The sequence below is a fragment of the Pseudomonas sp. GW821-FHT01C01 genome (genome assembly GCF_059422645.1).
The window spans coordinates 77,143-103,207 of sequence record NZ_JBWKXF010000011.1 but is presented as its reverse complement, the minus strand read 5'-3'; the positions used below and the strand labels follow the sequence as shown (position 1 = coordinate 103,207).

Here is a 26,065-nt window from a genome sequence, read left to right as displayed (position 1 = left end):
AAGCCAGCTCCTACAGTGATCGAGGTCCTGACAGAAAAAACAAGGATCAAGTCATGCGCTCATCGAAAGTCATTCATGTAGTCAGCTGCCACGCCGAAGGCGAAGTCGGCGACGTGATCGTCGGCGGTGTCGCCCCGCCGCCCGGCGCCACCGTGTGGGAACAGTCGCGCTGGATCGCCCGGGACGAAACCCTGCGCAACTTCGTCCTCAACGAACCCCGCGGTGGCGTGTTCCGCCACGTCAACCTGTTGGTCCCGGCCAAGGACCCACGGGCGCAGATGGCCTGGATCATCATGGAACCGGCGGACACCCCGCCGATGTCCGGTTCCAACTCGTTGTGTGTCGCCACCGTATTGCTCGACAGCGGCATCCTGCCCATGACCGAGCCGCAAACCCGCCTGGTGCTGGAAGCGCCCGGCGGCCTGATCGAAGCCGTGGCCGACTGCCGGGATGGCAAGGTGCAACGGGTGGAAGTGAAAAACGTGCCGTCCTTCGCTGATCGACTGGATGCGTGGATTGAAGTCGAAGGCATCGGCTCGCTGAAGGTTGACACTGCTTATGGTGGCGACAGTTTTGTGATTGCCGATGCCAAAGGCCTGGGTTTCTCCATCCGCCCGGATGAAGCGGCCGATCTGGTGGCGGTCGGGCTGAAAATCACTCGAGCGGCCAACGAACAACTGGGCTTCGTGCATCCGCTGAATCCCGAGTGGTCGCACATTTCCTTCTGCCAGATTGCCGCGCCCATCGTCCATGAGAACGGCATCGCCACCGGCGCCAATGCGGTGGTGATTCAACCGGGCAAGATCGACCGCTCCCCCACCGGCACTGGTTGCTCGGCGCGCATGGCGGTGTTGCAGGCCAAAGGCTTGATGCAGGTTGGCGAGCGCTTTGTCGGCCGTTCGATTATCGGCTCCGAGTTCCACTGCCGCATTGATTCGCTGACCGAAGTCGCCGGCCGCGCTGCGATTTACCCGTGCATTTCCGGCCGGGCGTGGATCACCGGCACCCATCAATTGCTGCTCGACCCAAGCGATCCGTGGCCACAAGGCTATCGCCTGTCCGACACTTGGCCCGGCGCCTGATCACGAAATCTCTGAACACCCAGACCAACGGCCAGTAAAACCCCCTGAAAACCCAAAAAAACACTAGCCGAGCATTGTCATTTTTAATATCGTATACGAAATACAATTAACGAACCGGAGGCAACAATGAGCAAGCGCATTAACTGGAGTGGCGTCTTCCCAGCGGTGACCACTCAATTCAACGATGACTTCTCCATCAACCTGGAAAAAACCCATCAGGTGATTTCCAACGTGATCCGCGACGGCGTGTCCGGCTTGGTGGTGTGTGGCTCGGTAGGTGAAAACACCTCGCTGACCGCCGAAGAGAAAATCGCCGTGACTGAGGTCGCTGTCGATGCCGCCCGTGGTCGCGTACCGGTGATTTGCGGCGTAGCCGAGTTCACCAGCATACAAGCGGCCAAGGTCGCCAATGCCGTACGCCGGGTCGGCGTCGATGGCGTGATGCTGATGCCGGCGCTGGTCTACGGTTCCAAGCCGTTCGAGACCGCCGAGCATTACCGCTACGTGGCGAAAAACGCCGACGTGCCGCTGATGGTCTACAACAACCCGCCTATCTATAAGAACGACGTCACCCCGGACATCCTGATTTCCCTGGCCGACTGCGACAACGTGGTGTGCTTCAAGGATTCTTCCGGCGACACCCGCCGCTTCATCGACGTGCGCAACGAAGTCGGTGACCGTTTCGTGCTGTTCGCCGGCCTCGACGACGTGGTGCTGGAAAGCATCGCCGTGGGTGCCGAAGGTTGGGTCTCGGGCATGTCCAACGTGTTCCCGAAAGAAGGCGAAACCATCTTCCGCCTGGCCAAGGCCGGTCGTTTCGCCGAAGCCATGCCGATCTACGAATGGCTGATGCCGATCCTGCACCTCGATGCCCGTGCCGACCTGGTGCAGTGCATCAAGCTGTGTGAAGCCATCGCCGGTCGCGGCAGCGCCTTGACCCGTCCGCCACGCCTGGCCCTGCCGGAAGCCGACCGCGTGTTCGTCGAGCAGATCATGGCCAAGGCATTGGCCAACCGCCCGGAATTGCCGGACGTCGGTCTCTGAGTGATTGCCGGGCGGGTCTATGCGGACCCGGCCCGGCTGCCCGTTTTTTGCGCCTCAACAAGGAACGTCAGCATGTCCAATCCTCAACACACGCAAAGCGCAACCACACCCTCGGGACTCAAACGCGTAGTGGCCGCCGCCATGGCAGGCACCGTCGCCGAATGGTATGAATTCTTTCTCTACGGCACCGCCTCGGCGCTGGTCTTCGGCCAGTTGTTTTTCCGCCAGACCGACAGCCCCATCGACGGCATCATCGCTGCCTTCGCCTTGTACGCGGTCGGCTTTCTCGCCCGGCCGTTGGGCGGTTTGGTATTCGGTCACTACGGTGACAAATTCGGCCGCAAACGCCTGCTGCAACTGAGTCTGGTAGTGGTCGGCATCACCACCTTCCTGATGGGTTGCCTGCCTGGCTTCGACCAGATCGGTTACGCAGCGCCGGTGCTACTGGTGCTGTTGCGGTTGATCCAGGGCTTCGCTTTCGGTGGCGAATGGGGCGGCGCGATTCTGCTGGTGTCCGAACACTGCCCGGACAATCGTCGCGGCTTCTGGGCCAGTTGGCCGCAAGCCGGGGTGCCGGCCGGCAACCTGGTGGCCACGGTCGCCCTACTGCTGTTGTCGTCGAACCTGTCAGAGCAACAGTTCCTTGCCTGGGGCTGGCGCGTGGCGTTCTGGTTCTCGGCGGTAGTCGTGTTGATCGGTTACTGGATTCGCACCAGCGTCGATGACGCGCCGATCTTCAAGGAAGCCCAGGCCCGTCAGGCACAGACCAAACAGCAACAGCTCGGTGTGGTGCAAGTGCTGCGTCATCACTGGCGTTCGGTGCTGGTGGGAATCGGCGCACGCTTTGCCGAGAACATCCTCTACTACACCGTGGTGACGTTCTCGATTACCTATCTGAAACTGGTGGTGCACAAGGACACTTCGCAAATTCTGCTGCTGATGTTCGGCGCGCACCTGGTGCACTTTTTCCTGATCCCGCTGATGGGCTATCTGTCGGACATCGTCGGGCGCAAGCCGGTGTACCTGACCGGCGCGGTGCTCACAGCGTTCTGGGGCTTCATCGGTTTCCCGATGATGGACACCGGCAACAACTGGCTGATCATGGCTGCCATCACCCTGGGCCTGGCCATCGAGTCGATGACTTATGCGCCTTACTCGGCGCTGATGGCTGAACTGTTCCCGACCCACGTACGCTACACCGCTCTGTCCCTGTGCTACCAGGTGGCGCCAATCTTCGCCGGATCCCTGGCACCGCTGATCGCCATCACCTTGCTCAACAAGTACCACAGCTCGACTCCGATCGCCTGGTATCTGGTGGGCGCCGCGTTGATTTCCGTGGTGGCTGTCGGCCTGACCCGCGAGACCCGTGGCAAGTCATTGCGCCAGGTGGATGCCGAGTCGGCGGCGCGGGTTGCTGCGCTGGACCCAACCCCGACTAGCCCACGCCGGGCCGATTCTCTGGCCTGAATAAATTCCTGTAGGAGCGAGCTTGCTCGCGATGGACGTCAACTATAACGCGTGTTGTCTGAAGGGAAGCGTTGTCCTTGCGTTTTTCGCGAGCAAGCTCGCTCCTACAGAGGTTTTGTGTTGCTACCCCCCCATTTTTCGACAGGAGCTTTTTTGATGTCTGAGATCCTTGGCCACAACTACATCGGCGGAGCGCGCAGCGCCGTCGGCGGCATCATCCTGAACAGCCATGACGCCAGCACCGGCGAAGCACTGCCCTACTCTTTCGTGCAAGCCACCGCGCAAGAAGTCGACGCGGCCGCCCAGGCCGCTGCGGCCGCCTATCCAGCCTTTCGTAATTTGCCGGCGACGCGCCGGGCGCAATTCCTTGAAGCCATCGCCGCGCAACTGGATGCCCTGGATGACGAGTTCGTTGCCCTGGTGACCCGTGAGACCGCCCTGCCCAGCGCCCGTATTCAGGGCGAGCGCGGGCGCACCAGCGGTCAGATGCGTCTGTTCGCTCAGGTCCTGCGTCGGGGCGATTTCTACGGCGCGCGCATCGACCGTGCCCTGCCGGAGCGTCAGCCGCTGCCACGGGTTGACCTGCGCCAGTACCGGATCGGCGTCGGCCCGGTGGCAGTGTTTGGCGCCAGCAATTTTCCGTTGGCCTTTTCGACTGCTGGCGGCGATACCACAGCGGCCCTGGCCGCCGGTTGTCCAGTGGTGTTCAAGGCCCACAGCGGGCACATGGCAACCGCCGAATGCGTGGCTAATGCGATCCTGCGCGCCGCCGAGCAGACCGACATGCCCAAGGGTGTGTTCAACATGATCTACGGCGCTGGCGTCGGTGAAGCGCTGGTCAAGCACCCGGCGATTCAGGCTGTCGGTTTCACCGGCTCGCTCAAAGGTGGCCGTGCCCTTTGCGACATGGCCGCCGCACGGCAACAACCCATCCCGGTGTTCGCCGAGATGAGCAGCATCAATCCAGTGTTGGTATTGCCCGAAGCCTTGCGTGCGCGCGGCGAGAAAATCGCCGGTGAACTGGTGGCATCGGTGGTCCAGGGTTGCGGGCAGTTCTGCACCAATCCGGGGTTGGTCATTGGTATTCGCGCCCCTGAATGGACGGCGTTCACTGCGCGACTAAGCAACCTGATGGCCGAACAACCGGCGCAAACCATGCTCAATGCTGGCACCCTCCGCAGCTATGAAAAAGGGGTGCGGGCCTTGCTCGAGCATCCGGGCGTGACGCACCTGGCGGGTCACGACCAGCAGGGTAATCAGGCGCGGCCGCAACTGTTCAAGGCCGACGTCAGCCTGCTGCTCAATGGGGATCCGCTGCTTCAGGAAGAAGTGTTCGGGCCGACCACCATTGTCGTTGAAGTAGCGGACAAGGTTGAGCTGCAGCACGCGTTGAACAGCTTGCACGGGCAACTGACTGCGACATTGATTGGCGAAGCATCGGATCTTCAGACCCATGCGGACCTGCTGATACGGCTGGAACAAAAAGTCGGCCGGGTACTGTTCAACGGTTACCCCACCGGGGTCGAAGTCTGCGATGCCATGGTCCATGGCGGGCCTTACCCTGCAACCTCCGACGCCCGTGGCACGTCGGTTGGCAGCCTGGCCATCGAGCGATTCCTGCGTCCGGTGTGCTACCAGAACTGCCCGGACGCCTTGCTACCCGACGCCTTGAAAAACGCCAACCCGCTGGGGATTGCACGGCTGGTGGATGGCAGCAGCCAACGCGACTCAATCTAGAAAACCACACAAATACCTGTGGGAGCGGGCTTGCTCGCGAAGGGGTCATCGGGTCCAACATCCTGGTTGATTGACACACCGCCTTCGCGAGCAAGCCCGCTCCCACAGGGTTGAGCACTTTGATTCAATCAGGCGAGCAAGGCCTTGAGGTCGTTGTACAGCGCCTCGGGAATTTGCACGCCTTCCACCAGGCTGCGTACCCGCGCCGCGTAACGTCGTTGCGACGGTAAGCGTGCGCCCTGCCCTTCAATACCCTGGAACAACGTTTCGGCCCGGGCCAAATGTTCTTCAGTGGCGTCCCCCAGAAAGCGCCGAGGGTCCAGGGCAATGATCAACTCGCCATGGTACGGCGACGACTTGCTGCCCCCGTCGTAAGCCAACGACTCGGCACTGGTCAGGTCACCAATCAGCGGCCCGGCAATCAACTCCACCATCGCTGCCAGCGCCGAACCCTTGTGCCCGCCGAACGTCAACATCGCGCCGCTGTCGAGCACCACGTTGGCGTCGGTGCTCGGCTGGCCTTGGGCGTCGATGCCCCAACCTTCGGGAATCGCCTTGCCGGCACGCCGGTGCAGTTCGATATCACCACGGGCAATCGCGCTGGTGGCGAAGTCGAACACAAACGGATCTTGCCCCGCACGCGGCCAACCGAAGGCAATGGGGTTGGTGCCGAACACCGGCAGTCGTCCTCCAGCCGGCGCCACCCAGGCGTGGCTCGGATTACACGCCAGTGCCACCAGACCGGCAGCAGTCAGTTGCTCGATCTCCACCCACAGCGCCGAGAAATGTACGCAGCGGTTGATTGCTAACGCCGCAATACCGTTGGCCCGGGTTTTCTGCGCCAGCAACGGCAACCCCGCCTGAAACGCCAACTGCGAAAACCCACCGCCAGCATCCACCCGCACAATCGACGGCGCCTGGTCGATCACCTGTGGCTCGGCATCGGCTGACACCTTGCCGGCCCGCAGGGAATTCACACACCCCAGAATCCGGTACAAACCGTGGGAGGCACAGCCATCACGTTCGCCAACAATCACTGTCGCCGCCACCGCTTGTGCATGGGCCAGATTAAAACCGTTGTGCAACAAGATCGATTCGGCCAACTCACGGGCTTCGATCAGGGTCAGTCGGATCATGGTCATCTCCTTGGACAGACCGGTCAGAGTGGTCTATCCGAGGCGTTATGGCTTGATGGGTTTTGGCATTGGCGGTGACGAAATTGGCACAGCGCAGGCGGTTGGAATGCGTTAAACCCGAAGTCCGGGTGTTTTCGGGGATCCGGATAGCTTGGCCTGATCCTGATTGTGTAGAAGGCTGCTCGCGAAGGGCACGACTCGGTCCCAAGCCTGATCTTTGCAGACGAGGCAACACAGAATTGTCATCAACCCAATTGATCGCCGATTAATCAAAGGCGCAATCTAGAGGGCTGGCCTGGGCCTTATATCATTCCGAATGATAGTTACCTTTGCCCCATTCGATTCGTGAGATACAACCCTGCCGCGCATCATTCGCCAATCTCAACACATTGGCGGATGCATCCATGGAACAGTCATTCAAACATTTGCGCTTCCCGTTGGCTTTGTTGGCCGTAGTGGTGATCAGCGCTTGCGGCAAGGCCCCAGAAACCGCCGCCACGATGCCGGCAGCCAAAGTCAGCGTAGCCAAGGTGCTGGAGCAACCGGTCAACGAGTGGGACGAATTCACCGGGCGCCTGGAAGCCCCGGAAACTGTCGAGATTCGCCCACGGGTCTCCGGCCAGATCGATGAAGTGGCGTTCACTGAAGGCGCGCTGGTCAAGAAAGGCGACCTGCTGTTCCAGATCGACCCGCGTCCGTTCCAGGCTGAGGTCCGCCGCCTCGAAGCACTGGTTGCACAATCGCGCGCCAATGCCACCCGCAGCGAAAACGAAGCCCAGCGCGGTGAACGCCTGCGCACCAGCAATGCCATTTCCGCCGAACTGGCCGACTCGCGTACCAGCGCCGCTCAGGAAGCCCGTGCCGCCGTCGGTGCCCTGCAAGCGCAGCTTGATCTAGCGCGGCTGAACCTGAGCTTCACTCGCGTGACTGCTCCAATCAACGGCCGTGTCAGCCGTGCCGAAATAACCGCCGGCAACCTGGTGACTGCCGACACTACCCCGCTGACCAGCGTGGTCTCCACCGACAAGGTGTACGCCTACTTCGATGCTGACGAGCGTGTGTTCCTCAAGTACACGCAACTCGCTCGCCAGGGCAAACGCGGCGACACCACTCCGGTGTACATGGGCCTGTCCAACGAAGACGGCAACCCGCACCAGGGCCAGATGAACTTCGTCGACAACCAGGTCAACCCGAAAACCGGCACCATCCGTGGTCGCGCCGTGTTCGACAACAGCGATGGCAGCTACACCCCAGGCCTGTATGCACGCCTGAAACTGGTGGGCAGCGGCACCTACAACGCCATGCTGATCAACGATGAAGCCGTCGGCACCGACCTGGGCAAGAAGTTCGTGCTGGTGATGGATGCCGACAACAAGACCGCCTACCGCGCAGTGGAGCTGGGTCCGAAGATTGAAGGCTTGCGTATCGTGCGCAACGGCCTGAACAAGGACGACACCATTATCGTCAAGGGTCTGCAACGGGTACGTCCTGGTTCACCGGTCACGCCTGAAGTGATTCCGATGGCCAGCGAACAAACCCTCGCGGCTCTCGCACAACAACGCCAAGCGCTGGAAGCCAGCAACCTGCCTCAAGTCGCACCTGTCAAGGTTGCACCGGGTACGGCTGTGAAACTGGCTGCCACGACCCCACGCGGTTAAGGGATTTCCAAGATGAATTTTTCCCAGTTCTTCATTTCGCGGCCGATCTTCGCAGCGGTTCTATCGCTGCTGATCCTGATCGCCGGTGCGATCTCGCTGTTCCAGTTGCCAATCAGCGAATACCCGGAAGTGGTGCCGCCGACCGTGGTGGTGCGCGCCAACTTCCCGGGTGCCAACCCTAAAGTCATCGGTGAAACCGTGGCCGCTCCGCTGGAGCAAGCGATCACCGGCGTCGAGAACATGCTGTACATGTCCTCGCAGTCCACCGCCGACGGCAAGATCACCCTGACCATCACCTTTGCCCTGGGTACCGACCTGGACAACGCGCAGGTGCAGGTACAGAACCGCGTGACCCGGACCGAGCCGAAACTTCCCGAGGAAGTGACGCGCATCGGTATCACGGTGGACAAGGCATCGCCCGACCTGACGATGGTTGTGCACTTGACCTCGCCGGACAAACGCTACGACATGCTGTACCTGTCCAACTACGCCCTGCTCAACATCAAGGATGAGCTGGCGCGCCTGGGCGGTGTCGGTGATGTGCAGTTGTTCGGTATGGGCGATTACTCGCTGCGCGTGTGGCTCGATCCGAACAAGACTGCTTCGCGCAACCTGACCGCAACCGACGTCGTCACCGCGATTCGCGAGCAGAACCGTCAAGTAGCGGCTGGTGCATTGGGTGCGCCTCCTGCACCGAATGCCACTGCATTCCAGCTGTCGGTCAATACCCAGGGGCGTCTGGTTTCCGAGGAAGAGTTCGAGAACATCATCATTCGCGCAGGCGACAATGGTGAAATCACTCGCCTCAAGGACATTGCTCGCGTTGAGCTGGGCTCCAGCCAATACGCCCTGCGTTCGCTGTTGAACAACCAACCGGCCGTGGCAATCCCGATCTTCCAGCGTCCGGGTTCCAACGCCATCGAGATCTCCAACGAAGTGCGGTCGAAAATGGCCGAGCTGAAGAAGAGCTTCCCCGAAGGCATGGACTTCAGCATCGTCTATGACCCGACGATTTTCGTGCGCGGCTCTATCGAGGCCGTGGTTCACACCCTCTTCGAAGCATTGATCCTCGTGGTGCTGGTGGTGATCCTGTTCCTGCAAACCTGGCGCGCCTCGATCATTCCGTTGGTGGCGGTGCCGGTATCGCTGATCGGTACGTTTGCCGTGATGCACCTGTTCGGTTTCTCGCTCAACGCCCTGTCGCTGTTCGGCCTGGTATTGGCGATCGGTATCGTGGTGGACGACGCCATCGTGGTGGTGGAGAACGTCGAGCGGAACATCGAGCTCGGACTGACACCGGTCGAAGCCACCAAACGCGCCATGCGTGAAGTGACCGGACCCATCATTGCGACGGCACTGGTGCTGTGTGCGGTGTTCGTCCCTGCAGCATTCATCTCCGGCCTGACGGGCCAGTTCTACAAGCAATTCGCCCTGACCATTGCGATTTCCACGGTGATCTCGGCCTTCAACTCGCTGACCCTGTCGCCGGCACTGGCCGCGGTATTGCTCAAAGGTCATGACGCGCCGAAAGACCGATTCTCCAAGGTACTGGACAAGATTTTCGGTGGCTGGCTGTTCCGTCCGTTCAACCGTTTCTTCGAGAAGGCCAGCCACGGTTATGTCGGCACGGTTGCCCGTGTGATCCGCTCAAGCGGTATCGCCCTGCTGCTGTACGCCGGCCTGATGGTCCTGACCTTCTTCGGTTTCTCCAGCACCCCGACCGGTTTCGTACCCGGCCAGGACAAGCAATACCTGGTGGCCTTCGCGCAACTGCCGGATGCGTCGAGCCTGGACCGCACCGAAGACGTGATCAAGCGCATGTCCGAGCTGGCCCTGAAACAGCCTGGCGTGGAAAGTGCCGTGGCCTTCCCTGGCCTGTCGATCAACGGCTTCACCAACAGCCCGAACGCCGGCATCGTGTTCGTGACCCTGAAACCGTTCGACCAACGTAAAGACCCGAGCATGTCCGCCGGTGCGATTGCCGGTGCCCTGAACGGCCAGTACGCGAACATTCAGGAAGCCTACATGGCGATCTTCCCGCCACCGCCGGTACAAGGACTGGGCACGATTGGCGGTTTCCGCCTGCAAATCGAAGACCGGGGCAACCTGGGCTACGAAGAGCTGTACAAGGAAACCATGAACATCATCGCCAAGAGCCACAGCGTGCCGGAACTGGCCGGGCTGTTCACCAGCTACACGGTGAACGTGCCCCAGGTCGATGCCGCCATCGACCGGGAAAAAGCCAAGACCCACGGCGTGGCCGTCAGCGACATCTTCGACACCCTGCAGATCTACCTGGGTTCGCTGTATGCCAACGACTTCAACCGCTTTGGCCGCACCTATCAGGTCAACGTTCAGGCTGAGCAACAGTTCCGCCTCGAGTCTGATCAGATCGGCCAGTTGAAGGTGCGGAACAACAAAGGCGAGATGATCCCGCTGGCGACCTTCATCAAGGTCAGCGACACCTCGGGCCCGGACCGCGTGATGCACTACAACGGCTTCATCACCGCTGAAATCAACGGTGCCGCCGCCCCCGGCTACAGCTCAGGCCAAGCCGAAAAAGCCATCGAGAAACTGCTCAAGGAAGAACTTCCGAACGGCATGACCTACGAATGGACCGACCTGACCTACCAGCAGATTTTGTCCGGCAACACCGCGCTGTTCGTGTTCCCGCTCTGCGTACTGCTGGCGTTCCTGGTACTGGCGGCTCAGTACGAAAGCTGGAGCCTGCCGCTGGCGGTGATCCTGATCGTACCGATGACCCTGCTGTCGGCGATTACCGGGGTGATTGCCTCCGGTGGTGACAACAACATCTTCACCCAGATCGGCCTGATCGTACTGGTGGGCCTGGCCTGTAAGAACGCGATCCTGATCGTCGAGTTTGCCAAGGACAAGCAACTGGAAGGCCTCAACCCTCTGGCGGCGGTTCTGGAAGCCTGCCGTCTGCGTCTGCGGCCGATCCTGATGACCTCCTTCGCGTTCATCATGGGTGTTGTGCCGCTGGTGTTCTCCAGCGGTGCCGGTGCCGAAATGCGCCACGCCATGGGTGTAGCGGTGTTCTCCGGGATGCTCGGCGTGACCTTCTTCGGTCTGTTGCTGACGCCAGTGTTCTACGTACTGATCCGTAACTTTGTCGAGCGCGGCCAATCGCGCAAAGCCGCCAAGGCGCTGAAACTGGATAAGAAGCTGGAGTCTCATTGATGAGTTTGAAAGCCTTTCTGCCGAGCCTGCTGGTACTGGCCCTGAGTGCCTGTGCCGTCGGCCCGGACTACAAGACCCCAGCCACGGAACCGGCGAACATCACCACCGCCACCGATGGCGCGGCCGGTCAGAAAAACTTTGACCGATCTCGTTTCGAAGGCATCTGGTGGCAGCAGTTCGAAGACCCGACGCTCAACCAGTTGGTAACCGAATCACTCAAGGGCAACCGTGATTTGCGCGTCGCTTTTGCCCGCTGGAAAGCGGCACGTGCCATCCGCGATGACATCAGTAACGACAACTTGCCAGTCGTCACCAGCCGTGTCAGCAGTGACTTGGGCAAGGGGCAGATTCCCGGCCAGACCACCGACCGGGTCAATAGCGAACGCTACGACCTGGGCCTGGACATGGCCTGGGAGATCGACCTGTTTGGCCGCATCCAGCGCAATCTGGAATCAGCGAATGCCGAGCAACAGTCGCTTGAAGCCGATCTGTACCAGTTGCAAGTGACCATGATTGCCGAACTGGTGGATGCCTACGGTCAACTGCGCGGTGCGCAACTGCGGGAAAAGATCGCCCTGGCCAACCTGGAGAACCAGCAGGAGTCGCGCAAGATCACCATCAACCTGCGTGATGCCGGTGTCGGCGATCAGCTCGATGTGGAACGTGCCGATGCCCGCCTGGCGTCGGTCGAAGCCAGCGTGCCGCAATTGCAGGCCGAGCAGGTTCGGGAAAAGAACCGTATCGCCACGCTGCTGGGCGAGCGTCCGGACAAGTTGACCGTGGACCTGAGCCCGAAAGACTTGCCGGCGATTGCCAAGGCCTTGCCGATCGGTAATCCAGGTGAACTGCTGCAACGCCGGCCGGACATTCTCAGTGCCGAACGCAAACTGGCTTCGGCCACGGCGCGGATCGGCGTGGCCAAGGCCGACCTGTTCCCGCAAGTCAGCCTCAGCGGCTTCCTTGGTTTCACCGCCGGGCGTGGTTCGCAAATCGGTTCCTCGGCGGCCAACGCCTGGGCGCTGGGCCCGAGCATCACCTGGGCGGCGTTCGACCTGGGCAGCGTGCGCGCCCGTTTGCGCGCCGCCGATGCCGATGCCGAAGGCGCCCTGGCGACCTACGAGCAGCAAGTGTTGCTAGCCCTGGAAGAATCGGAAAACGCGTTCAGCGACTATGGCAAACGCCAACAGCGCCTGATCTCGCTGATTCGTCAGAGCGAGTCCAGCCGCTCGGCCGCCGACCTGGCGGAAATCCGCTACCGCGAAGGCACCGCCGATTTCCTCGTGTTGCTCGATGCCCAGCGTGAACGCCTGGCCGCCGAAGACTCCCAGGCCCAGGCTGAAGTCGACCTGTATCGCGGCATCGTCGCGATCTACAAGGCCCTCGGCGGTGGCTGGCAACCGGAGACGGTCGCGAGCAATTAACCCGATGTTTTGAAACGCCCCTTTGGTTGGCCGCAACCAACCAATTTCTTTGCCCTGCGTCTCATTCGGTCGCGGGGCTTTTTTTTGCCCGGGACTTACCCAATCCCTGTAGGAGCTGGCTTGCCAGCGAATACTGGTGTATCAGTCACTTTTATGTTGGCCGACACAATGCTTTCGCTGGCAAGCCAGCTCCTACAGGGGGGGTTAATGCTGGTCTTGGGATTTGTGGTTTTCCTGGACAGTGACAGTAGCCGTAGTCCCTGCCCTCAGATTGTTTTTACCGGCATAGTCGGCATCGATCTCGATCCGCACCGGCACCCGCTGCGCCAGTTTGATCCAGGTGTAACTGGGGTTGATGTTGGCCAGCAGGCGACCGCCCGGCAGGTTTTCCCGGTCGGCAATGGCGAAAGCAATGCTCTGCACTTTGCCGCCGAACGTCTCGCCACTCATCAATTCGATTTTGACCCGGTCACCCTCCCCGATCCGCGGCAACTTGGTTTCTTCAAAGTAGCCACTGACATAGAACGAGTCGCTGTCCACCAGCGCCAGCAATGGACCGCCGGCCGAGGCGTAGTCGCCCTCCCGGGTCAGAAGATTGGTGACGTAGCCGGTCACCGGGGATACGACATGGGTACGTTGCAAATCGAGCTCGGACTGGGTCAAGGCCGCGATGGCCAGTTGCACGTTGGCCTGGGCCAGCACCAGATTGGCCTGATTACGCAGTAAATCAGCCTGGGCCACCGATACATCGGTGTTGGCTTTTTCCCACTCTTCGCCGGAAATCGCCGAACGATCCTTAAGCGTGCGCCGCCGCTGCTCTTCGCTCTGACGTTGTTTGAGCAACGCTTCGCTGGCGGTAATGGTCGCCTGGGCCTGCCCAAGTGAAGCTTTGGCCACCTCCACCGCACGTTTGGCATGTTCCACCGCAAGGATGTAACGCGCCGGGTCGATCTCCAGCAGGGCCTGGCCCTTGTCCACGTGTTGGTTGTCCTGCACGGCCAGGCTGACGATTCGCCCCGAAACATCGGCGGACAAGGTCACTACATCGGCACGCACCCTGGCATCCCGGGTCCAGGGGGCGCGGGTGTAATGCTCCCAGGCGAACCAGCCCAGGATGAAGGCCAGCAGCACCACCGCTACCGTCGTGAGTCGGGAAAGGATGTTCTTCAAGGCATCAGGCTCCCATCACCAGAATCAATGTAGCGCAGACGCAGACGTACAACGCGCCTTCAAACAACGCCTCGTGCCAGACAAACCGCAGCACCCCGAGGCGCCGCAATGTCCAGTCCAGCAACAGGAAAATCGGCAAGCCCAGCAGCAGCGCCTGGGCAATCGGGGGCAAATAGGCACCACCCACTTCCAGATCAATGGGCAAGGACGGGGTCTCCTTCAGGGCCTGAGGGTTCGAAGTGGCGGCGATAACGTTCGACGAACGACACCACGATCAACAGCGCTACACGCATCCGGAACACCGACCACAAGTGTTCATGGACATTGGTATGCAAGGCATCCAGTTCGTCGCCCAAGGTGTGGAGGCTGTCCAGCACCTGAGCCACTTCGATCCCGGGCCGACCGGCGACCAGTCTCCCGGTGTCACGGACCGTCGAAAACAAGCGGTTTTGCACTGGCGGGCTCAGCAGTGTGTTGTTCTGCCCTTGTTGCCTGAGCTGGCTCAAGGCGATGCCCAGTGCCATACAGGCCAGGCTGACTTGAAACAGCTCACGCGATTGTGGCTCCTGGGTCGCCGGCAGCAACCCCAGCATCATGGTCAGGCGATCAACCATGCGGCTCTCGAAAGCAAACTGCTGTTCATCGGTCGCCGAGGTTTTGAGCAAGGCGTGGACCTGCTCGCAGTTCTCTCTGTAGAGCCGGCGCATGCGCAAATCCGGCCTGAACGGAAAGATCAGCGCATAGACACTTAACGCCAGCACGGTCGCGCAGGTGTAGGCCCCGGCAAACTCAAACCACTGGATGGCGGTGTTTTGACCAATCCCCACGTTCAACGGGCCGAGCAACAGAAAAGTCGTAAGCCCCAGGCCAATGCCGGTACCTGTGGTGGGTGGACTGGCCAGCCCCACCGCGACGGCGTAGAGCAAAGGTGCCAGCAGCAAGGCAAGCATCTCGAAGTTGCTGATCATCGGAACAAACATGAACTGAAGGAGCGCCGAGGCCACCAATGCCAGCCCGAATCCCCTCGCATAGCTTTGAACGGCCAGCAACGGCCGTGGAAACGTCGACATCAGCGAGCAAAGGATTCCCAGCAGCACCATGCCACCACGTGCACCGTCCCAGCCGGTTTCGATCCAGATTAGGCCGGCAATCAATAGCGCGGAAAAGGCCCGGACGGCATTCATGGTCGCCAGGGTAAAGTCCAGATGCAGCGGGTTTTCGCGCCCGCGAAACACACTGCTGGCGGGTCGCCCGCTCTGGATCGCATCGCTCAATTCCAGAATCTGCTCCAGTTGCTGCAACAGACGCGCTTGCTCCCAGCGCAGCGACCAGGCCAGCGAGCGCAAGGTGGCCGGCAGCGGCTCGGTCAATTGTTCGGCCCTGTACGCCAGCTCATCAAAGCTTTTTTGCAGCGACGTGAAGTGATGGCGTTGTTCACTGGACAGTGAACGCCCCTGCTGCGCCAGTTCATCGAGAAAGGCCAGTTCTTCGGCGCGTAACCGTTGAATCTCCTCAGGCAACTCGCCCTCCCAGCGCTCGGTCAACAACAGCCGCTGATGGCGCAGAGCTGTCAGCCGCGCGGTCAACAACACCAGTTCGTTACCCAATAGTTGCACCAGGCCGTTGGCACTGCGTAACCGTGGCGCATCGAAGTACATGTGCCGACGCACGCCCTCCAGGCCGCTGATCTGGCCCAACAGCTGCATTTGCCGGTGCTGGAAATCCGCTTCGCTTTCTTCGGTGCGGATGACGGCGCTGGCATGGGTGGCCAGCAACCGGGTGATTTGATCGATCCTGGCGAAATAATCCCGGGCCACGGCTTCCGGCCTGGCGGTGAGCAGGCTGACCACGCACACGCAGGCGACGGCCAGCAAGGTTTCTGTGAGGCGCGTCACCGCCAGCAAAAAGGTGCCATCCTGATCGGGAATCGCCAGCAACGCGATGACCACGGCGGTGTAACCACTGAGCACGAATGCCCCGGAACTGGTGTAGCGCAACAGCGTGCCACCGGCGGTGCACAGCGCCAGCCACAGGGCCAGGGTGGTGATGAAAGGCAGCGGTGCCTGCGGAAAAATCGCCATGATAGCCACCGCGACAACCGCGCCCATGGTGGTGCCGATGACCTGACCAAAACTGCGCGCCAGCACCATGCCACCCAGTGGCTGGCTGATGATGACCACGGCCATGATCGACCATTTGGGCTGGTCCAGATCGAACAGGAACGCCAGGTACAGGGTCAACAGCCCGGCCGCGATGGTTCTCAAGGCAAACAGCAACACCCCGGGCCCGGGGTTGAGCATGGCCTTGAAGTACTGCAGCAATGCTTGCATGGGAACGCTCGTCGAGACACCTCCAGCAAGCGTAGTCACTGCAGCGGTGCCAAGAGAGGTTTTGCTGTCGACGCAGCCTGTAGGCCCATTCTTTGTCGGCTGAAGGGCTTTTCAACCGTTTGAATCGAGCGTGAACGTCGTCAAGGTTTGACTCACAGCCTTGCCTGACCGAAGCTTGCGCCTTTGCAAAAGCTCGCCAGCTTCCGGATTCCTGCATGCCCAAGTCCCGCCGCTATCTGTTTATCAGCCTCTTCGCCCTGCTCGTCATCGGCCTTGCGTGGTTTTCCCTGCGCGATACCACCCCGGTGGTTCCCGAAGCCATCCAGCATGGCTACAGCGAAGCGCTGGAGGCAGCCCGGGCCGGCAAACCAGGTGCCGCGCGCGTGCTCTATCAGCAAATGGGCCGTCCGGACCTGTCTCCCAAGCGTCGTGTCTGGCTGCATGCCGAGCTGCCCAACTATCCAAGCTCGGTGGCCCTGAAACTGGCGGCTGCCGACTTGCAGAACGAGTCGCCCGACGTCCGTATCGCCGCGATCAAGAGCATCAGCGGCCTAGTGCCGAACGGCCAGCGCAGTTTATTGCTGGGGCCATTGCTCGATGACAGCGAACAAAGCGTGCGACTGGCCGCGATCAACGCGCTGCTGGGGTTGTCACCGGATGAACTGGGTTTGTATTTCGGGCCGCTGGAGCAAGCCATCGACGCCTGGGAGCAGGTGCTCAGGAGCGCGCCGCAAAGCGCCGACAATCAATACCAACTGGCCCGGCTGCACCTGCACAATGCCGAGCTTAAAGAAGCGCAAGAGGCGCTGGACAACACCCTGCGCCTGGCGCCGGACAACCTGCCGGCGCTGGTGCTGCAAATCGAGGTACTGGATAAACAGGGCCAGAACGACGCCGCCCGGCAGCTGTTGGCCAGCCAACTCCAGGCGCAACCCGATTCAGCCTACCTGCAACATGCCCTCGGGCTCTGGTTGCTGCATCACGACCAAAGCGAATTCGCCCTGCTCGGCCTGTCCAAGGCCGTTGAACTTGAGCCGAACAACCGGGATTACCGCTACGACCTGGCCACCACGTTGCACGGCGAGCAGGAGTTGGAAGCGGCGCAGAAACAATTGCAGGAAATCGTTCAGCGCCATCCGAATGACCGCAAGGCCCGGGTGTCGCTGATCAATTACTGGAAGGAAAGCGGCCAACTGCAAAACGTGCAGATCCTGTTGGCGCAACTCGAACAGATGAATCCCGATGATCCGGCGTTGCAACAAGGGCTTTAACCTCGACTTGCTTACGAAAGCATGTCCTGCATCAGTTCCTGCAATTTATCCAGATCGAACGGCTTTTCGAGAATCGGCGCCTTGCGCGTGATCGGGCTGTCCGTCTCACGGATTTCCTGGGCATAGCCGCTGATGAAAATCACCTTGAGTTCCGGTCGCAGCTTCACCGCGGGTTCGGCGATCTGCACGCCGGAGATTCCACCGGGCAGGCGGAAGTCGGTGATCATCATGTCCAGGTGCGGTTTGCTCGCCAGGATTTCAAACGCCTGCTCGCCGTTTTCGGCCTGCAATACGCGGTAACCCTCGCCCGACAGATAAGCGGACAGCACCATCAGAATCGAGGGATCGTCCTCGACGACAAGTACTACATCTTGTGCATCTTCGCTCATGGGAAGCCTTTGTTCGGTCAATTGCTGCTGATACGACCGTGGGGTCGATCAGAGGTTGCGTCTATCTGGCTGTTTTCCTACAGCGGCAGACAAACGCGAAACAAGGCGCCTTCGCCAATCCTGCTCTGGACGGTAATAGTACCGCCATGGGCGGCCACAATCTGTTCTGAAATAAACAATCCAAGGCCCAGTCCGGCGACGGCGTGCTGGGCCGATACCCGTTCGAACTGCTGGAAAATCCGCTTCTGGTTTTCTTCGCTGATGCCAATCCCCTGATCGTGCACCTCCACCAGCGCCTGACCCTCCTCACTGTATACCTTCACCGAGATCGGGCCCTTGGCCCCGTAGCGCAAGGCGTTGGTCAACAGGTTGGAAATGACCTGTTCTATACGAAACTCGTCCCATTTTCCGATCACCGGTTGCTCGGCATCGAGTGTAACCGACGACTCGGCGGCGTCGATCTGCTGGGAAAAACTCTGTAACAAACCCCGAACCAGCGCCGAAAGATCGAAGCACGTCGGCCGGATCGACAACTTGCCGGTGCGAATGCGCGAGACATCAAGCATGTCTTCAATCAAACGTATGAGGCTTTTGATCTGCCGCTCGTCGCGGTCGACCATGGCGTGCATTTTGTCCAGGGTGAAGGCGGCGGCGTTGTCCCGGGCCAGGTGCATCTTGCGCAACTGGGTTTCAAGGATCAGGCCGTTGAGTGGCGTGCGCACTTCGTGGGCGACGATGGACATGAAGTCATCGCGCATGCGCACCGCCTGCTCCAGTTCCAGCTGGGTTTTTTGCAGCTGCTTGAGCAGAGCCTCCTGTTCGCGGCGACTGTGCTCCAGGGCCAGCACTTGTTCCTTCATCGCCTTGCTCTGGCGATACAGGTCGACGAACACATTGACCTTGCTCTTGACCGCCAGGATGTCCAGCGGCTTGTGCAGGAAGTCCACGGCACCGCTTTCATAACCTTTGAACGCGTAGTTCAGTTCGCGTCCGGCGGCACTGACGAAAACGATCGGGATGTTCTTGGTTTTTTCCGTGCCACGCATCAACTCGGCCAACTCGAAACCATTCATGCCGGGCATCTGCACATCGAGGATGGCCATGGCGAATTCGTGTTGCAACAGCAGGGACAAGGCTTCGTCGGCGGACAGCGCCTTGTACACGATTCGGTCCTCACGCTTGATCAGCGCTTCGAGCGCCAGCAGATTCTCCGGCAGATCGTCAACGATCAGCAGTTTGGCCTGGATATTACTTAGCATGCGATTCGTTCCAGCTCGACAAGCAGACGGCCGATGCCGCGTACAGAAAGTATGTGATCCGGCTGGTGCAAATCCAGCGCAGCCTGGGGCATGGTGGCGACCTGGGCCTCTTGCGGATCTTGCACGATGGTCACGCCACCGTGCTTTTTGACCTGAGCCAGCCCGCGCGCGCCGTCGCGGTTGGCACCGGTCAGCAATACCGCGGCCAGATTGGCTCCGTACGTATCGGCAGCCGATTCGAACAGGTAATCGATGGCGGGACGCGAATGATGCACTCGAGGCTCCAGGCTCAGGGAAAAGCTGCGGTCCTGCTCCACCGACAGGTGATAACCGGGCGCGGCGAAATACAGCGTGCCGGCCTCGACCGGAGTCTTGTCGCACGCCTCCTGCACCGGCAGGGCAACCCGGCGGGAAAACACGTCCGCCAGTTGGCTGCAGCGCTCATCCGGCAGGTGCAGCACGACAATGATCGGCAGCGCGAAACCCTCGCGCAGCGGGCCGAGGATGTTCAACAGCGCCTCGACGCCACCGGCGGAGGCACCGATCACGATCGCTTCGATCGCTGGCAGGTTCGTTGCACTTTTCATGATTTTCGGTAGATCCGTTCTTGTTTGACCAGCGGCTCGAACTGTTTGCCGAAGGCCGAGAAATCCGGGGTTTCCTTACTGCCCAACACCAAAAAACCGCGATGACAGAGAGACTCGTGAAACAGTCCGAACGCTCGATCCTGAAGTTTTTTGTTAAAATAAATCAATACGTTACGACACGAAATTAATTGAGTTTCGGAAAATACGCTGTCCGTCGCCAGGCTGTGATCGGCGAAGGTCACGTTCTCGCGCAGCGTCTTGTCGAAAATGGCGTACCCATAAGCCGCCGTATAGTAGTCGGCAAACGAACTCTGGCCACCGGCCTGCTGGTAATTAGCAGTGTAGGCGCGGACATTCTCCATCGAGAAAATCCCTTGCTTGGCTTTTTCCAGGGAACGCGGATTGATGTCGGTGGCGTAGATGATCGTGCGGTCGAGCAGGCCCTCCTCGCGTAACAGAATGGCCATCGAATACACCTCTTCACCGGTGCTGCATCCGGCGATCCAGATCTTGATCGAAGGGTAGGTTCTGAGCAGTGGCACCACTTCCTTGCGGATGGCCAGAAAGTGCGAAGGGTCGCGAAACATCTCGCTGACCGGAATGGTCAGCAATTGCAGCAGTTGCATGAACGCGGTGGGATCGTGCAAGACCTTTTCCTGCAACGCTGAGATGGTAGTGCACTCGAACTGACTCAACGCATGGTTGACCCGGCGCTTGATCGAAGCGCCGGAGTAATCGCGAAAATCGTAGCTGTACTTGAGGTAGATCGCCTCGATCAACAACCGCAATTCGATTTCGCTGTTTCGCTCCACTGAAAAACTGCGCTCCACTAGATACGTTCCATCTTCGGCAACCAGACACGAATCAGCGAAAACAGGCGATCCAGGTCGATGGGCTTGGCCAGGTAATCGTTGGCGCCGGCCTGCAGGCAGCGTTCCTGATCGTCCTTCATGGCCTTGGCCGTCACCGCAATGATCGGCAACTTGCGCCAGCGCGGATCCTTGCGGATTTCAACGGTGGCTTCATAACCATCCATCTCCGGCATCATCACGTCCATCAACACCAGATCGATGTCTTCCACGTCATTCAATCGCTCAATCGCTTCACGGCCGTTGCGGCCAATGACCACGACCGCGCCCTTTTGCTCCAGCGCGCTGGTGAGGGCGAAGATGTTGCGCACATCGTCATCCACCAGCAGCACCTTGCGGCCCTCGAAGACTTTGTCACGACTACGGGCGACTTTGAGCATCTTCTGCCGCTCATGGGACAACCGTGATTCGACTTTGTGCAGAAAAAGCGTCACCTCGTCCAGCAGCCGCTCCGGCGAGCGGGCGCCCTTGATGATGATCGAGCGCGAATACTTGCGCAGTTCGGCCTCTTCATCCCGGGTCAGGTTGCGCCCGGTATAGACGATGACGGGCGGGAAGGAGCAGATGTCTTCGGTGGACATACGCTTGAGCAGGTCATTGCCGAGCATGTCCGGCAGTTTGAGGTCGATGATCATGCAATCGAAGACGGAGGCCCGCAGCCGGTCCAGCGCCTCCTGCGCCAGGCCAACGGCGGTGATTTCGATGTCATCGTCGCCGATCAGGCGGGCAATGCTGTCGCGTTGCAAATCGTCATCTTCGACCAGCAGCACACGCTTGACCTTCTGGGTCAGCTTCGCCTCAAGGCGGCCGAACACGTCCTTGAGTTCTTCGCGGGTGGTCGGTTTGACCGCATAGCCAATGGCGCCCATGTGCATCGCCGCCTCAACCCGGTCCTCGACCGAAATCACATGCACCGGGATGTGCCGGGTTTCGGCGTGCTCCTTCAAACGTTGCAGCACGGTCAGGCCGGAATGATCCGGAAGCCGCATGTCCAACAGGATCGCATCGGGAATGAACGTTTTGGCCAGGTCATAACCTTCATCGGCGCCATGGGCCACCAGACACTGATACCCCAGTTCATGGGCAAGATCGTAGAGGATGTGCGCAAAGTTCGCCTCGTCTTCCACCACCAGAATGCAGCGGCTGGTGAACGGGCCGTTGTTGCGATCGTCGTCGAAACGCGGAATGTCGACGTCGGCAATCAGTGGCGACAACGTGGGCGGCACTACACTCGGTACAGCCGCCACAGGAACGGCTCGCATCGGTTCGACAGGCACTTCGCCGGGTTCCACGTACTGCTGCGGCAAAACCAGAGTAAACACACTGCCCTGCCCCGGCGTGCTGCTCACGTTGATGGAGCCGCCGAGCAAGGCCGCCAGATCACGGGAAATCGATAAACCCAGCCCGGTGCCGCCATAACGCCGGTTGGTGGTGCCATCGGCCTGACGGAACGCTTCGAAGATGCTTTCGTGCTGATCCATCGCAACGCCAATGCCGGAATCGCGGACGGTAAACGCAATGCCCTCGTCAGGCGCCATGGCGACGGCCAGGCTGACGCAGCCTTTTTCGGTGAACTTAACGGCGTTGGACAGCAGGTTCTTGAGGACCTGCTCCAGGCGCTGGCGGTCGGTGAACAGCATCAGCGGCGCACCGTCCTGCATATCCACCTGGAAATCCAGCTGCTTGTCCGTGGCCAATGGCTGGAACAGGCCGCGCAGGCCCTCCACCAGACGCACCACGCTGGTGTTCTCCGGACGGATTTCCAGCTTGCCGGCCTCGACTTTGGAAATATCCAGAATGTCGTTGATCAGGTTGAGCAAGTCATTGCCGGCGGAGTAGATCGATTCGGCGAACTTGACCTGCTCGGCGCTGAGGTTTTCCTCGGAGTTTTCCGCCAGCAGCTTGGCCAGGATCAACGAGCTGTTCAGCGGCGTGCGCAGCTCGTGGGACATGTTGGCGAGGAATTCGGACTTGTACTTGCTTGAGCGCTGCAATTCTTCAGCGCGTTCTTCGAGCTGGATCTGGGCCTGATTGAGTTCGGTATTTTTCAGGTCCATGGCGTCACGTTGCTCGGCCAGTGCTTCTGCCTGCTCCGCGAGTTGCTCGTTGGTCTGCTCCAGCTCCACTTGCTGGGTTTCCAGGTGCGCCTGGGACTCCTTGAGAATCCGCGACTGTTCTTCGAGCTCTTCGTTGGCGGTCTTGAGTTCTTCCTGTTGCACTTGCAGCTCTTCATTGAGCTGCTGGGTTTCAGCCAGCACTTCCTGCAAGCGCTGGCGATAGCGTGCGGCCTCGATGGACGTGCCGATGTTGCTGGCAATCAACTCCAGCAACGCGACATCGCGGTCATTCAGCGGACGCAGGAAACCCAACTCGATCACACCATTGACCCGATCGTCGTCGCTGGTTGGCACCACCAGCACACTGCGCGGCAAACCTTCGCCGAGGCCGGAGCTGACCTTGAAATAATCACCCGGCACCTCGTCCAGGCGAATCAGCCGTGCCTGCTGCGCCACCTGGCCGACAATGCCTTCGTCGCTGTATATCTGCTGTTCGCGATCTTCCTGCTCACGGGAGAAGCCGTAGGTCGCGATGCGCTTGAGGCCACCATGGTCTTCACGGACATAAATGGCCGCCACGGCGCTGCCCAGGTACTGCGCGCAAAACTGCAGGATGTTGCGACCCAGCATGTTCAAGCTCAATTGCCCCAGCACTTGCTCGGCCAGTTCGGTCTGGCCGTTGCGCAGCCAGGCCTGCTGCTCCAGGCGATGGGCGCTGGCCTGCTGGGCCGCGAGGTTGACGCTGTAGTTTTGCGAAAGGCTCAGCAAATCGCGGCGCCCGATATACGCCAGCAACCCGCTGACACCGGCAATGAACAACAGATAGAGGCTGATGCTCACGACTGTGGTACGGCGCACTTCTTCATTGCGCGATGTACGCAATTGTTGTTCGGCGTCGATCACGTCTTCGAACTGCTTGCGTATTTCATCGGTCAATCGCTTGCCACGTCCGGTCTTGACCACGGCGCGATAGTCACCGCTGCTACGCTGCAAATCGATCAACGATTGTGCGTAGCGGGCCCAATCCTGTTGCAGTGCCTGCAACCGCAGCAAACGGTCGGTCTGCACCGGGTTGTCGGCGGTCAGCTCGAGCAAGGTGTTGAGGGCCACGGCAATTCGCGGCTTGGCGGTTTCGTAGGGGTCGAGGAAATGTTCGTCGCCACTGAGCAGGAAACCGCGCATCCCGGTTTCCAGGTCCACGGTCAGCTTGACCGCTTCATTGGCGTTATTGATCACCCGGTCGGTGTGTTCCACCCACTGGATCGTCGACAGTAAATAGGTGATCAGCGACACGAAGAACACTGCACTGATCAGGCCCAGACCCAAGGGCAGGCTGATGTTGCGACTCAGGAGTTTACGAAATCGTTGCTCATCAACCGAGGACGCAGAGGTCATGGGGCAGGCCTTGTCGAACTGTCAGAATGCAAGGAGTTTGCCCCAAAACTCGGACATTGATCCATTTTTCTGACATGTTTTCGCGCGAGGTCCTACATTCCGCTGCGCCCGTTCCAGTGCTCGGGTTATCCTTGCCTCAACGGCGCAGTGAAACCTTTTTCCATCGCGTTGGGAACTTGTCGGGATCCGCCACTTACTCATGCAAGAGCCCCGTGATTTCGAGCGACCGGCAATGCCAATCTTTTTCGGGAATTCGACCATGTCATCCGCCAACGCCTCCATCATCCTCGTCGTCGAAGACGATGCCATCGTGCGCATGTTGATCGTTGACGTATTGGAGGAGTTGGATTTCAACGTACTTGAAGCCGATGGCAGCGAACAGGCGCTGGAGAAGCTCAAGGACCTGAATCAACCGATTGATCTGATGATGACTGATGTGGGCCTGCCGTTCATGGACGGCCGCGAACTGGCCACCCTCGCCCGCACGTTACGCCCCGAGCTGCCCATCCTGTTCGCCAGCGGCTATGCCGAAAACATCGAAGTTCCTGTCGACATGCACGTGATCGGCAAACCCTTCTCCATCGATCAGTTGCGCGACAAGGTCAAAAGCATTCTCGGGTGAGCTTGCGCTGCGCTGTGGTTTAATGCGCGCCGTTTTTCATCCCTGCCCTGTATTCGCTTCAAGGAATTCCCGTCAATGATTCAACCCCGCGCAACCAAAGTCCTGGTCATTGGTTACGTCTGGCCCGAGCCCCGCTCTTCGGCAGCCGGTGGGCACATGATGCAAATCCTTGAAACGTTCCTGCAGCAAGGCTGGGACATCACCTTCAGCAGCCCCGCCGGTACCGGCGAGCACCGCGCCGACCTGGCACCGCTGGGCATTCGCGAAGTGCCCATCGAGTTGAACAACAGCAGTTTCGACACGTTCATCAGCGAACTCGCCCCGGATGTGGTGCTGTTCGATCGCTTCATGATGGAAGAACAATTCGGCTGGCGCGTCGAAAAACACTGTCCGGATGCCATGCGGGTGCTGGAATCTTCCGACCTGCAAAGCTTGCGTGACGCCCGTCATCAGCGTCTCAAGGACCGCCTGAAGGCCAGCGACGACAGCAACGACTTCAGCGAAATGTTCGCGCCCGCGTTACGCGAAGAGTTCGAATTCATGGCTGATACCGACCTGGCCAAACGGGAGATCGCGGCGATTTATCGATGCGACTTGACCCTGATGGTTTCGCAGGTGGAAATCGAATTGCTGGTCGAGCAGTTCAAAGTGCCGCGCAACCTGTTGCACTGGTGCCCGTTGATGGTCGAACTGCCGACCCAGCCGCCGGTTGCCTTCGAAGACCGGGCGAACTTTCTGCACATCGGCAATTTTCGCCATGCACCGAACTGGGATGCCGTGCTCTGGCTGAAAACCACGATCTGGCCGTTGATCCGCGCACAGCTGCCCACGGCGCAATTGCACATCTACGGCGCGTATACGCCACCCAAGGCCACCGCGTTGCACAACGCCGCCCAGGGGTTTCACGTCTTGAACTGGGCCGAAGATGCGTTGCAAGTCATGTCGGCCACGCGGGTGTGCCTGGCGCCGTTGCGTTTCGGCGCCGGTATCAAAGGCAAGATCGTCGACGCAATGCTCTGCGGCACGCCCAATGTCACAACGCCAGTGGGTGCGGAAGCGATGTACGGCGAAGAGGCTTGGCCCGGTGCCATAACCCGGACTGCACGCGAGTTCGCCGACTGCGCCGTCCGGCTTTACAACGACAAGGCGCAATGGTTGAACGCCCAGGCTCAAGCGCAAACCCTGCTGACCGGTCGTTACCAGCAAGCCCTTCACGGCCCGGCGTTGATCGAGAGACTGGTTGAATGCCAACAACATCTGGCCGACATCCGCAGGGATAACTTCACCGGCAGCATGTTGCGCCATCATCAACACAAAAGTACCCAATACATGGCGCAATGGATCGAGGCCAAGAACCGCCTCAACTAGCC

At 60.1% G+C, this 26,065-nt stretch carries 19 protein-coding genes; 10 read left to right on the top strand and 9 right to left on the bottom strand.

Going from position 1 to position 26,065, the window contains the following annotated elements; translation table 11 throughout:
• Positions 1 to 53: 53 nt before the first annotated feature.
• The 4 genes from AC07XF_RS10630 to AC07XF_RS10615 all read left to right on the top strand — a co-directional run bounded on the left by AC07XF_RS10630 (position 54) and on the right by AC07XF_RS10615 (position 5,330).
• Positions 54 to 1,082, top strand: coding sequence for a trans-3-hydroxy-L-proline dehydratase (locus AC07XF_RS10630; protein WP_008018645.1), 1,029 nt, complete (start codon positions 54 to 56; stop codon positions 1,080 to 1,082).
• Between the two features lie 126 nt (positions 1,083 to 1,208).
• Positions 1,209 to 2,126: a dihydrodipicolinate synthase family protein gene (locus tag AC07XF_RS10625; protein WP_007997732.1), complete on the top strand. Its 918-nt coding sequence runs from the start codon at positions 1,209 to 1,211 to the stop codon at positions 2,124 to 2,126.
• A 72-nt stretch (positions 2,127 to 2,198) separates the two neighbouring features.
• Entirely contained in the window at positions 2,199 to 3,593 is a 1,395-nt protein-coding gene (gene abaF / locus AC07XF_RS10620; protein WP_495026437.1) for a fosfomycin efflux MFS transporter AbaF, read from the top strand.
• 156 nt (positions 3,594 to 3,749) lie between these two features.
• Positions 3,750 to 5,330, top strand: coding sequence for an aldehyde dehydrogenase (NADP(+)) (locus AC07XF_RS10615; protein WP_495026436.1), 1,581 nt, complete (start codon positions 3,750 to 3,752; stop codon positions 5,328 to 5,330).
• A 128-nt stretch (positions 5,331 to 5,458) separates the two neighbouring features.
• Here the strand turns inward: AC07XF_RS10615 and AC07XF_RS10610 are convergent, their stop codons facing one another.
• Complete coding sequence (locus tag AC07XF_RS10610; RefSeq protein WP_495026435.1) at positions 5,459 to 6,466, bottom strand: Ldh family oxidoreductase; 1,008 nt, start codon at positions 6,464 to 6,466, stop codon at positions 5,459 to 5,461.
• 404 nt (positions 6,467 to 6,870) lie between these two features.
• Here AC07XF_RS10610 and mexE point away from each other — a divergent pair, with 404 nt between their 5' ends.
• The 3 genes from mexE to AC07XF_RS10595 are packed head-to-tail and all read left to right on the top strand — an operon-like array spanning position 6,871 to position 12,746.
• Complete coding sequence (mexE, locus tag AC07XF_RS10605; protein ID WP_495026434.1) at positions 6,871 to 8,124, top strand: multidrug efflux RND transporter periplasmic adaptor subunit MexE; 1,254 nt, start codon at positions 6,871 to 6,873, stop codon at positions 8,122 to 8,124.
• 12 nt (positions 8,125 to 8,136) lie between these two features.
• Positions 8,137 to 11,325 (top strand): efflux RND transporter permease subunit, encoded by a 3,189-nt coding sequence (locus AC07XF_RS10600; RefSeq protein WP_495026433.1) that lies wholly within the window; start codon positions 8,137 to 8,139, stop codon positions 11,323 to 11,325.
• A complete protein-coding gene (locus tag AC07XF_RS10595) occupies positions 11,325 to 12,746 on the top strand; it encodes an efflux transporter outer membrane subunit (RefSeq protein ID WP_495026432.1) in 1,422 nt (473 codons plus the stop codon). Before AC07XF_RS10600 ends, AC07XF_RS10595 begins: the two co-directional genes overlap by 1 nt.
• Positions 12,747 to 12,950: 204 nt before the next feature.
• Here the strand turns inward: AC07XF_RS10595 and AC07XF_RS10590 are convergent, their stop codons facing one another.
• The 3 genes from AC07XF_RS10590 to AC07XF_RS10580 are packed head-to-tail and all read right to left on the bottom strand — an operon-like array spanning position 12,951 to position 16,246.
• Positions 12,951 to 13,916: an HlyD family secretion protein gene (locus AC07XF_RS10590; protein WP_495026431.1), complete on the bottom strand. Its 966-nt coding sequence runs from the start codon at positions 13,914 to 13,916 to the stop codon at positions 12,951 to 12,953.
• A 4-nt stretch (positions 13,917 to 13,920) separates the two neighbouring features.
• Positions 13,921 to 14,121 (bottom strand): DUF1656 domain-containing protein, encoded by a 201-nt coding sequence (locus AC07XF_RS10585; RefSeq protein WP_495026430.1) that lies wholly within the window; start codon positions 14,119 to 14,121, stop codon positions 13,921 to 13,923.
• Positions 14,111 to 16,246 (bottom strand): FUSC family protein, encoded by a 2,136-nt coding sequence (locus tag AC07XF_RS10580; protein WP_495026429.1) that lies wholly within the window; start codon positions 16,244 to 16,246, stop codon positions 14,111 to 14,113. Before AC07XF_RS10580 ends, AC07XF_RS10585 begins: the two co-directional genes overlap by 11 nt.
• Positions 16,247 to 16,461: 215 nt before the next feature.
• Here AC07XF_RS10580 and AC07XF_RS10575 point away from each other — a divergent pair, with 215 nt between their 5' ends.
• Positions 16,462 to 17,517 carry a tetratricopeptide repeat protein gene (locus AC07XF_RS10575; protein ID WP_495026428.1) on the top strand — a complete coding sequence of 352 codons (1,056 nt, stop codon included), beginning with the start codon at positions 16,462 to 16,464 and terminating at the stop codon, positions 17,515 to 17,517.
• A gap of 11 nt (positions 17,518 to 17,528) precedes the next feature.
• Here AC07XF_RS10575 and AC07XF_RS10570 read toward each other — a convergent pair whose 3' ends face one another.
• The 5 genes from AC07XF_RS10570 to AC07XF_RS10550 all read right to left on the bottom strand — a co-directional run bounded on the left by AC07XF_RS10570 (position 17,529) and on the right by AC07XF_RS10550 (position 24,073).
• Positions 17,529 to 17,906 (bottom strand): response regulator, encoded by a 378-nt coding sequence (locus AC07XF_RS10570; protein ID WP_007983728.1) that lies wholly within the window; start codon positions 17,904 to 17,906, stop codon positions 17,529 to 17,531.
• A 77-nt stretch (positions 17,907 to 17,983) separates the two neighbouring features.
• On the bottom strand, positions 17,984 to 19,165 hold the full coding sequence (locus tag AC07XF_RS10565; RefSeq protein ID WP_495026427.1) for a hybrid sensor histidine kinase/response regulator: 1,182 nt from the start codon (positions 19,163 to 19,165) through the stop codon (positions 17,984 to 17,986).
• Positions 19,159 to 19,752: a chemotaxis protein CheB gene (locus AC07XF_RS10560; protein ID WP_495026426.1), complete on the bottom strand. Its 594-nt coding sequence runs from the start codon at positions 19,750 to 19,752 to the stop codon at positions 19,159 to 19,161. The genes AC07XF_RS10565 and AC07XF_RS10560 overlap by 7 nt, the downstream gene beginning before the upstream one ends.
• Positions 19,749 to 20,582, bottom strand: coding sequence for a CheR family methyltransferase (locus tag AC07XF_RS10555; RefSeq protein WP_495026425.1), 834 nt, complete (start codon positions 20,580 to 20,582; stop codon positions 19,749 to 19,751). The genes AC07XF_RS10560 and AC07XF_RS10555 overlap by 4 nt, the downstream gene beginning before the upstream one ends.
• Positions 20,582 to 24,073: a response regulator gene (locus AC07XF_RS10550; RefSeq protein WP_495026424.1), complete on the bottom strand. Its 3,492-nt coding sequence runs from the start codon at positions 24,071 to 24,073 to the stop codon at positions 20,582 to 20,584. The genes AC07XF_RS10555 and AC07XF_RS10550 overlap by 1 nt, the downstream gene beginning before the upstream one ends.
• Positions 24,074 to 24,332: 259 nt before the next feature.
• On the opposite strand from AC07XF_RS10550, the gene AC07XF_RS10545 reads away from it, so the two are divergent.
• Entirely contained in the window at positions 24,333 to 24,695 is a 363-nt protein-coding gene (locus tag AC07XF_RS10545) for a response regulator (protein ID WP_495026423.1), read from the top strand.
• A gap of 75 nt (positions 24,696 to 24,770) precedes the next feature.
• A complete protein-coding gene (locus AC07XF_RS10540; RefSeq protein ID WP_495026422.1) occupies positions 24,771 to 26,063 on the top strand; it encodes a glycosyltransferase in 1,293 nt (430 codons plus the stop codon).
• Positions 26,064 to 26,065 lie beyond the last annotated feature (2 nt).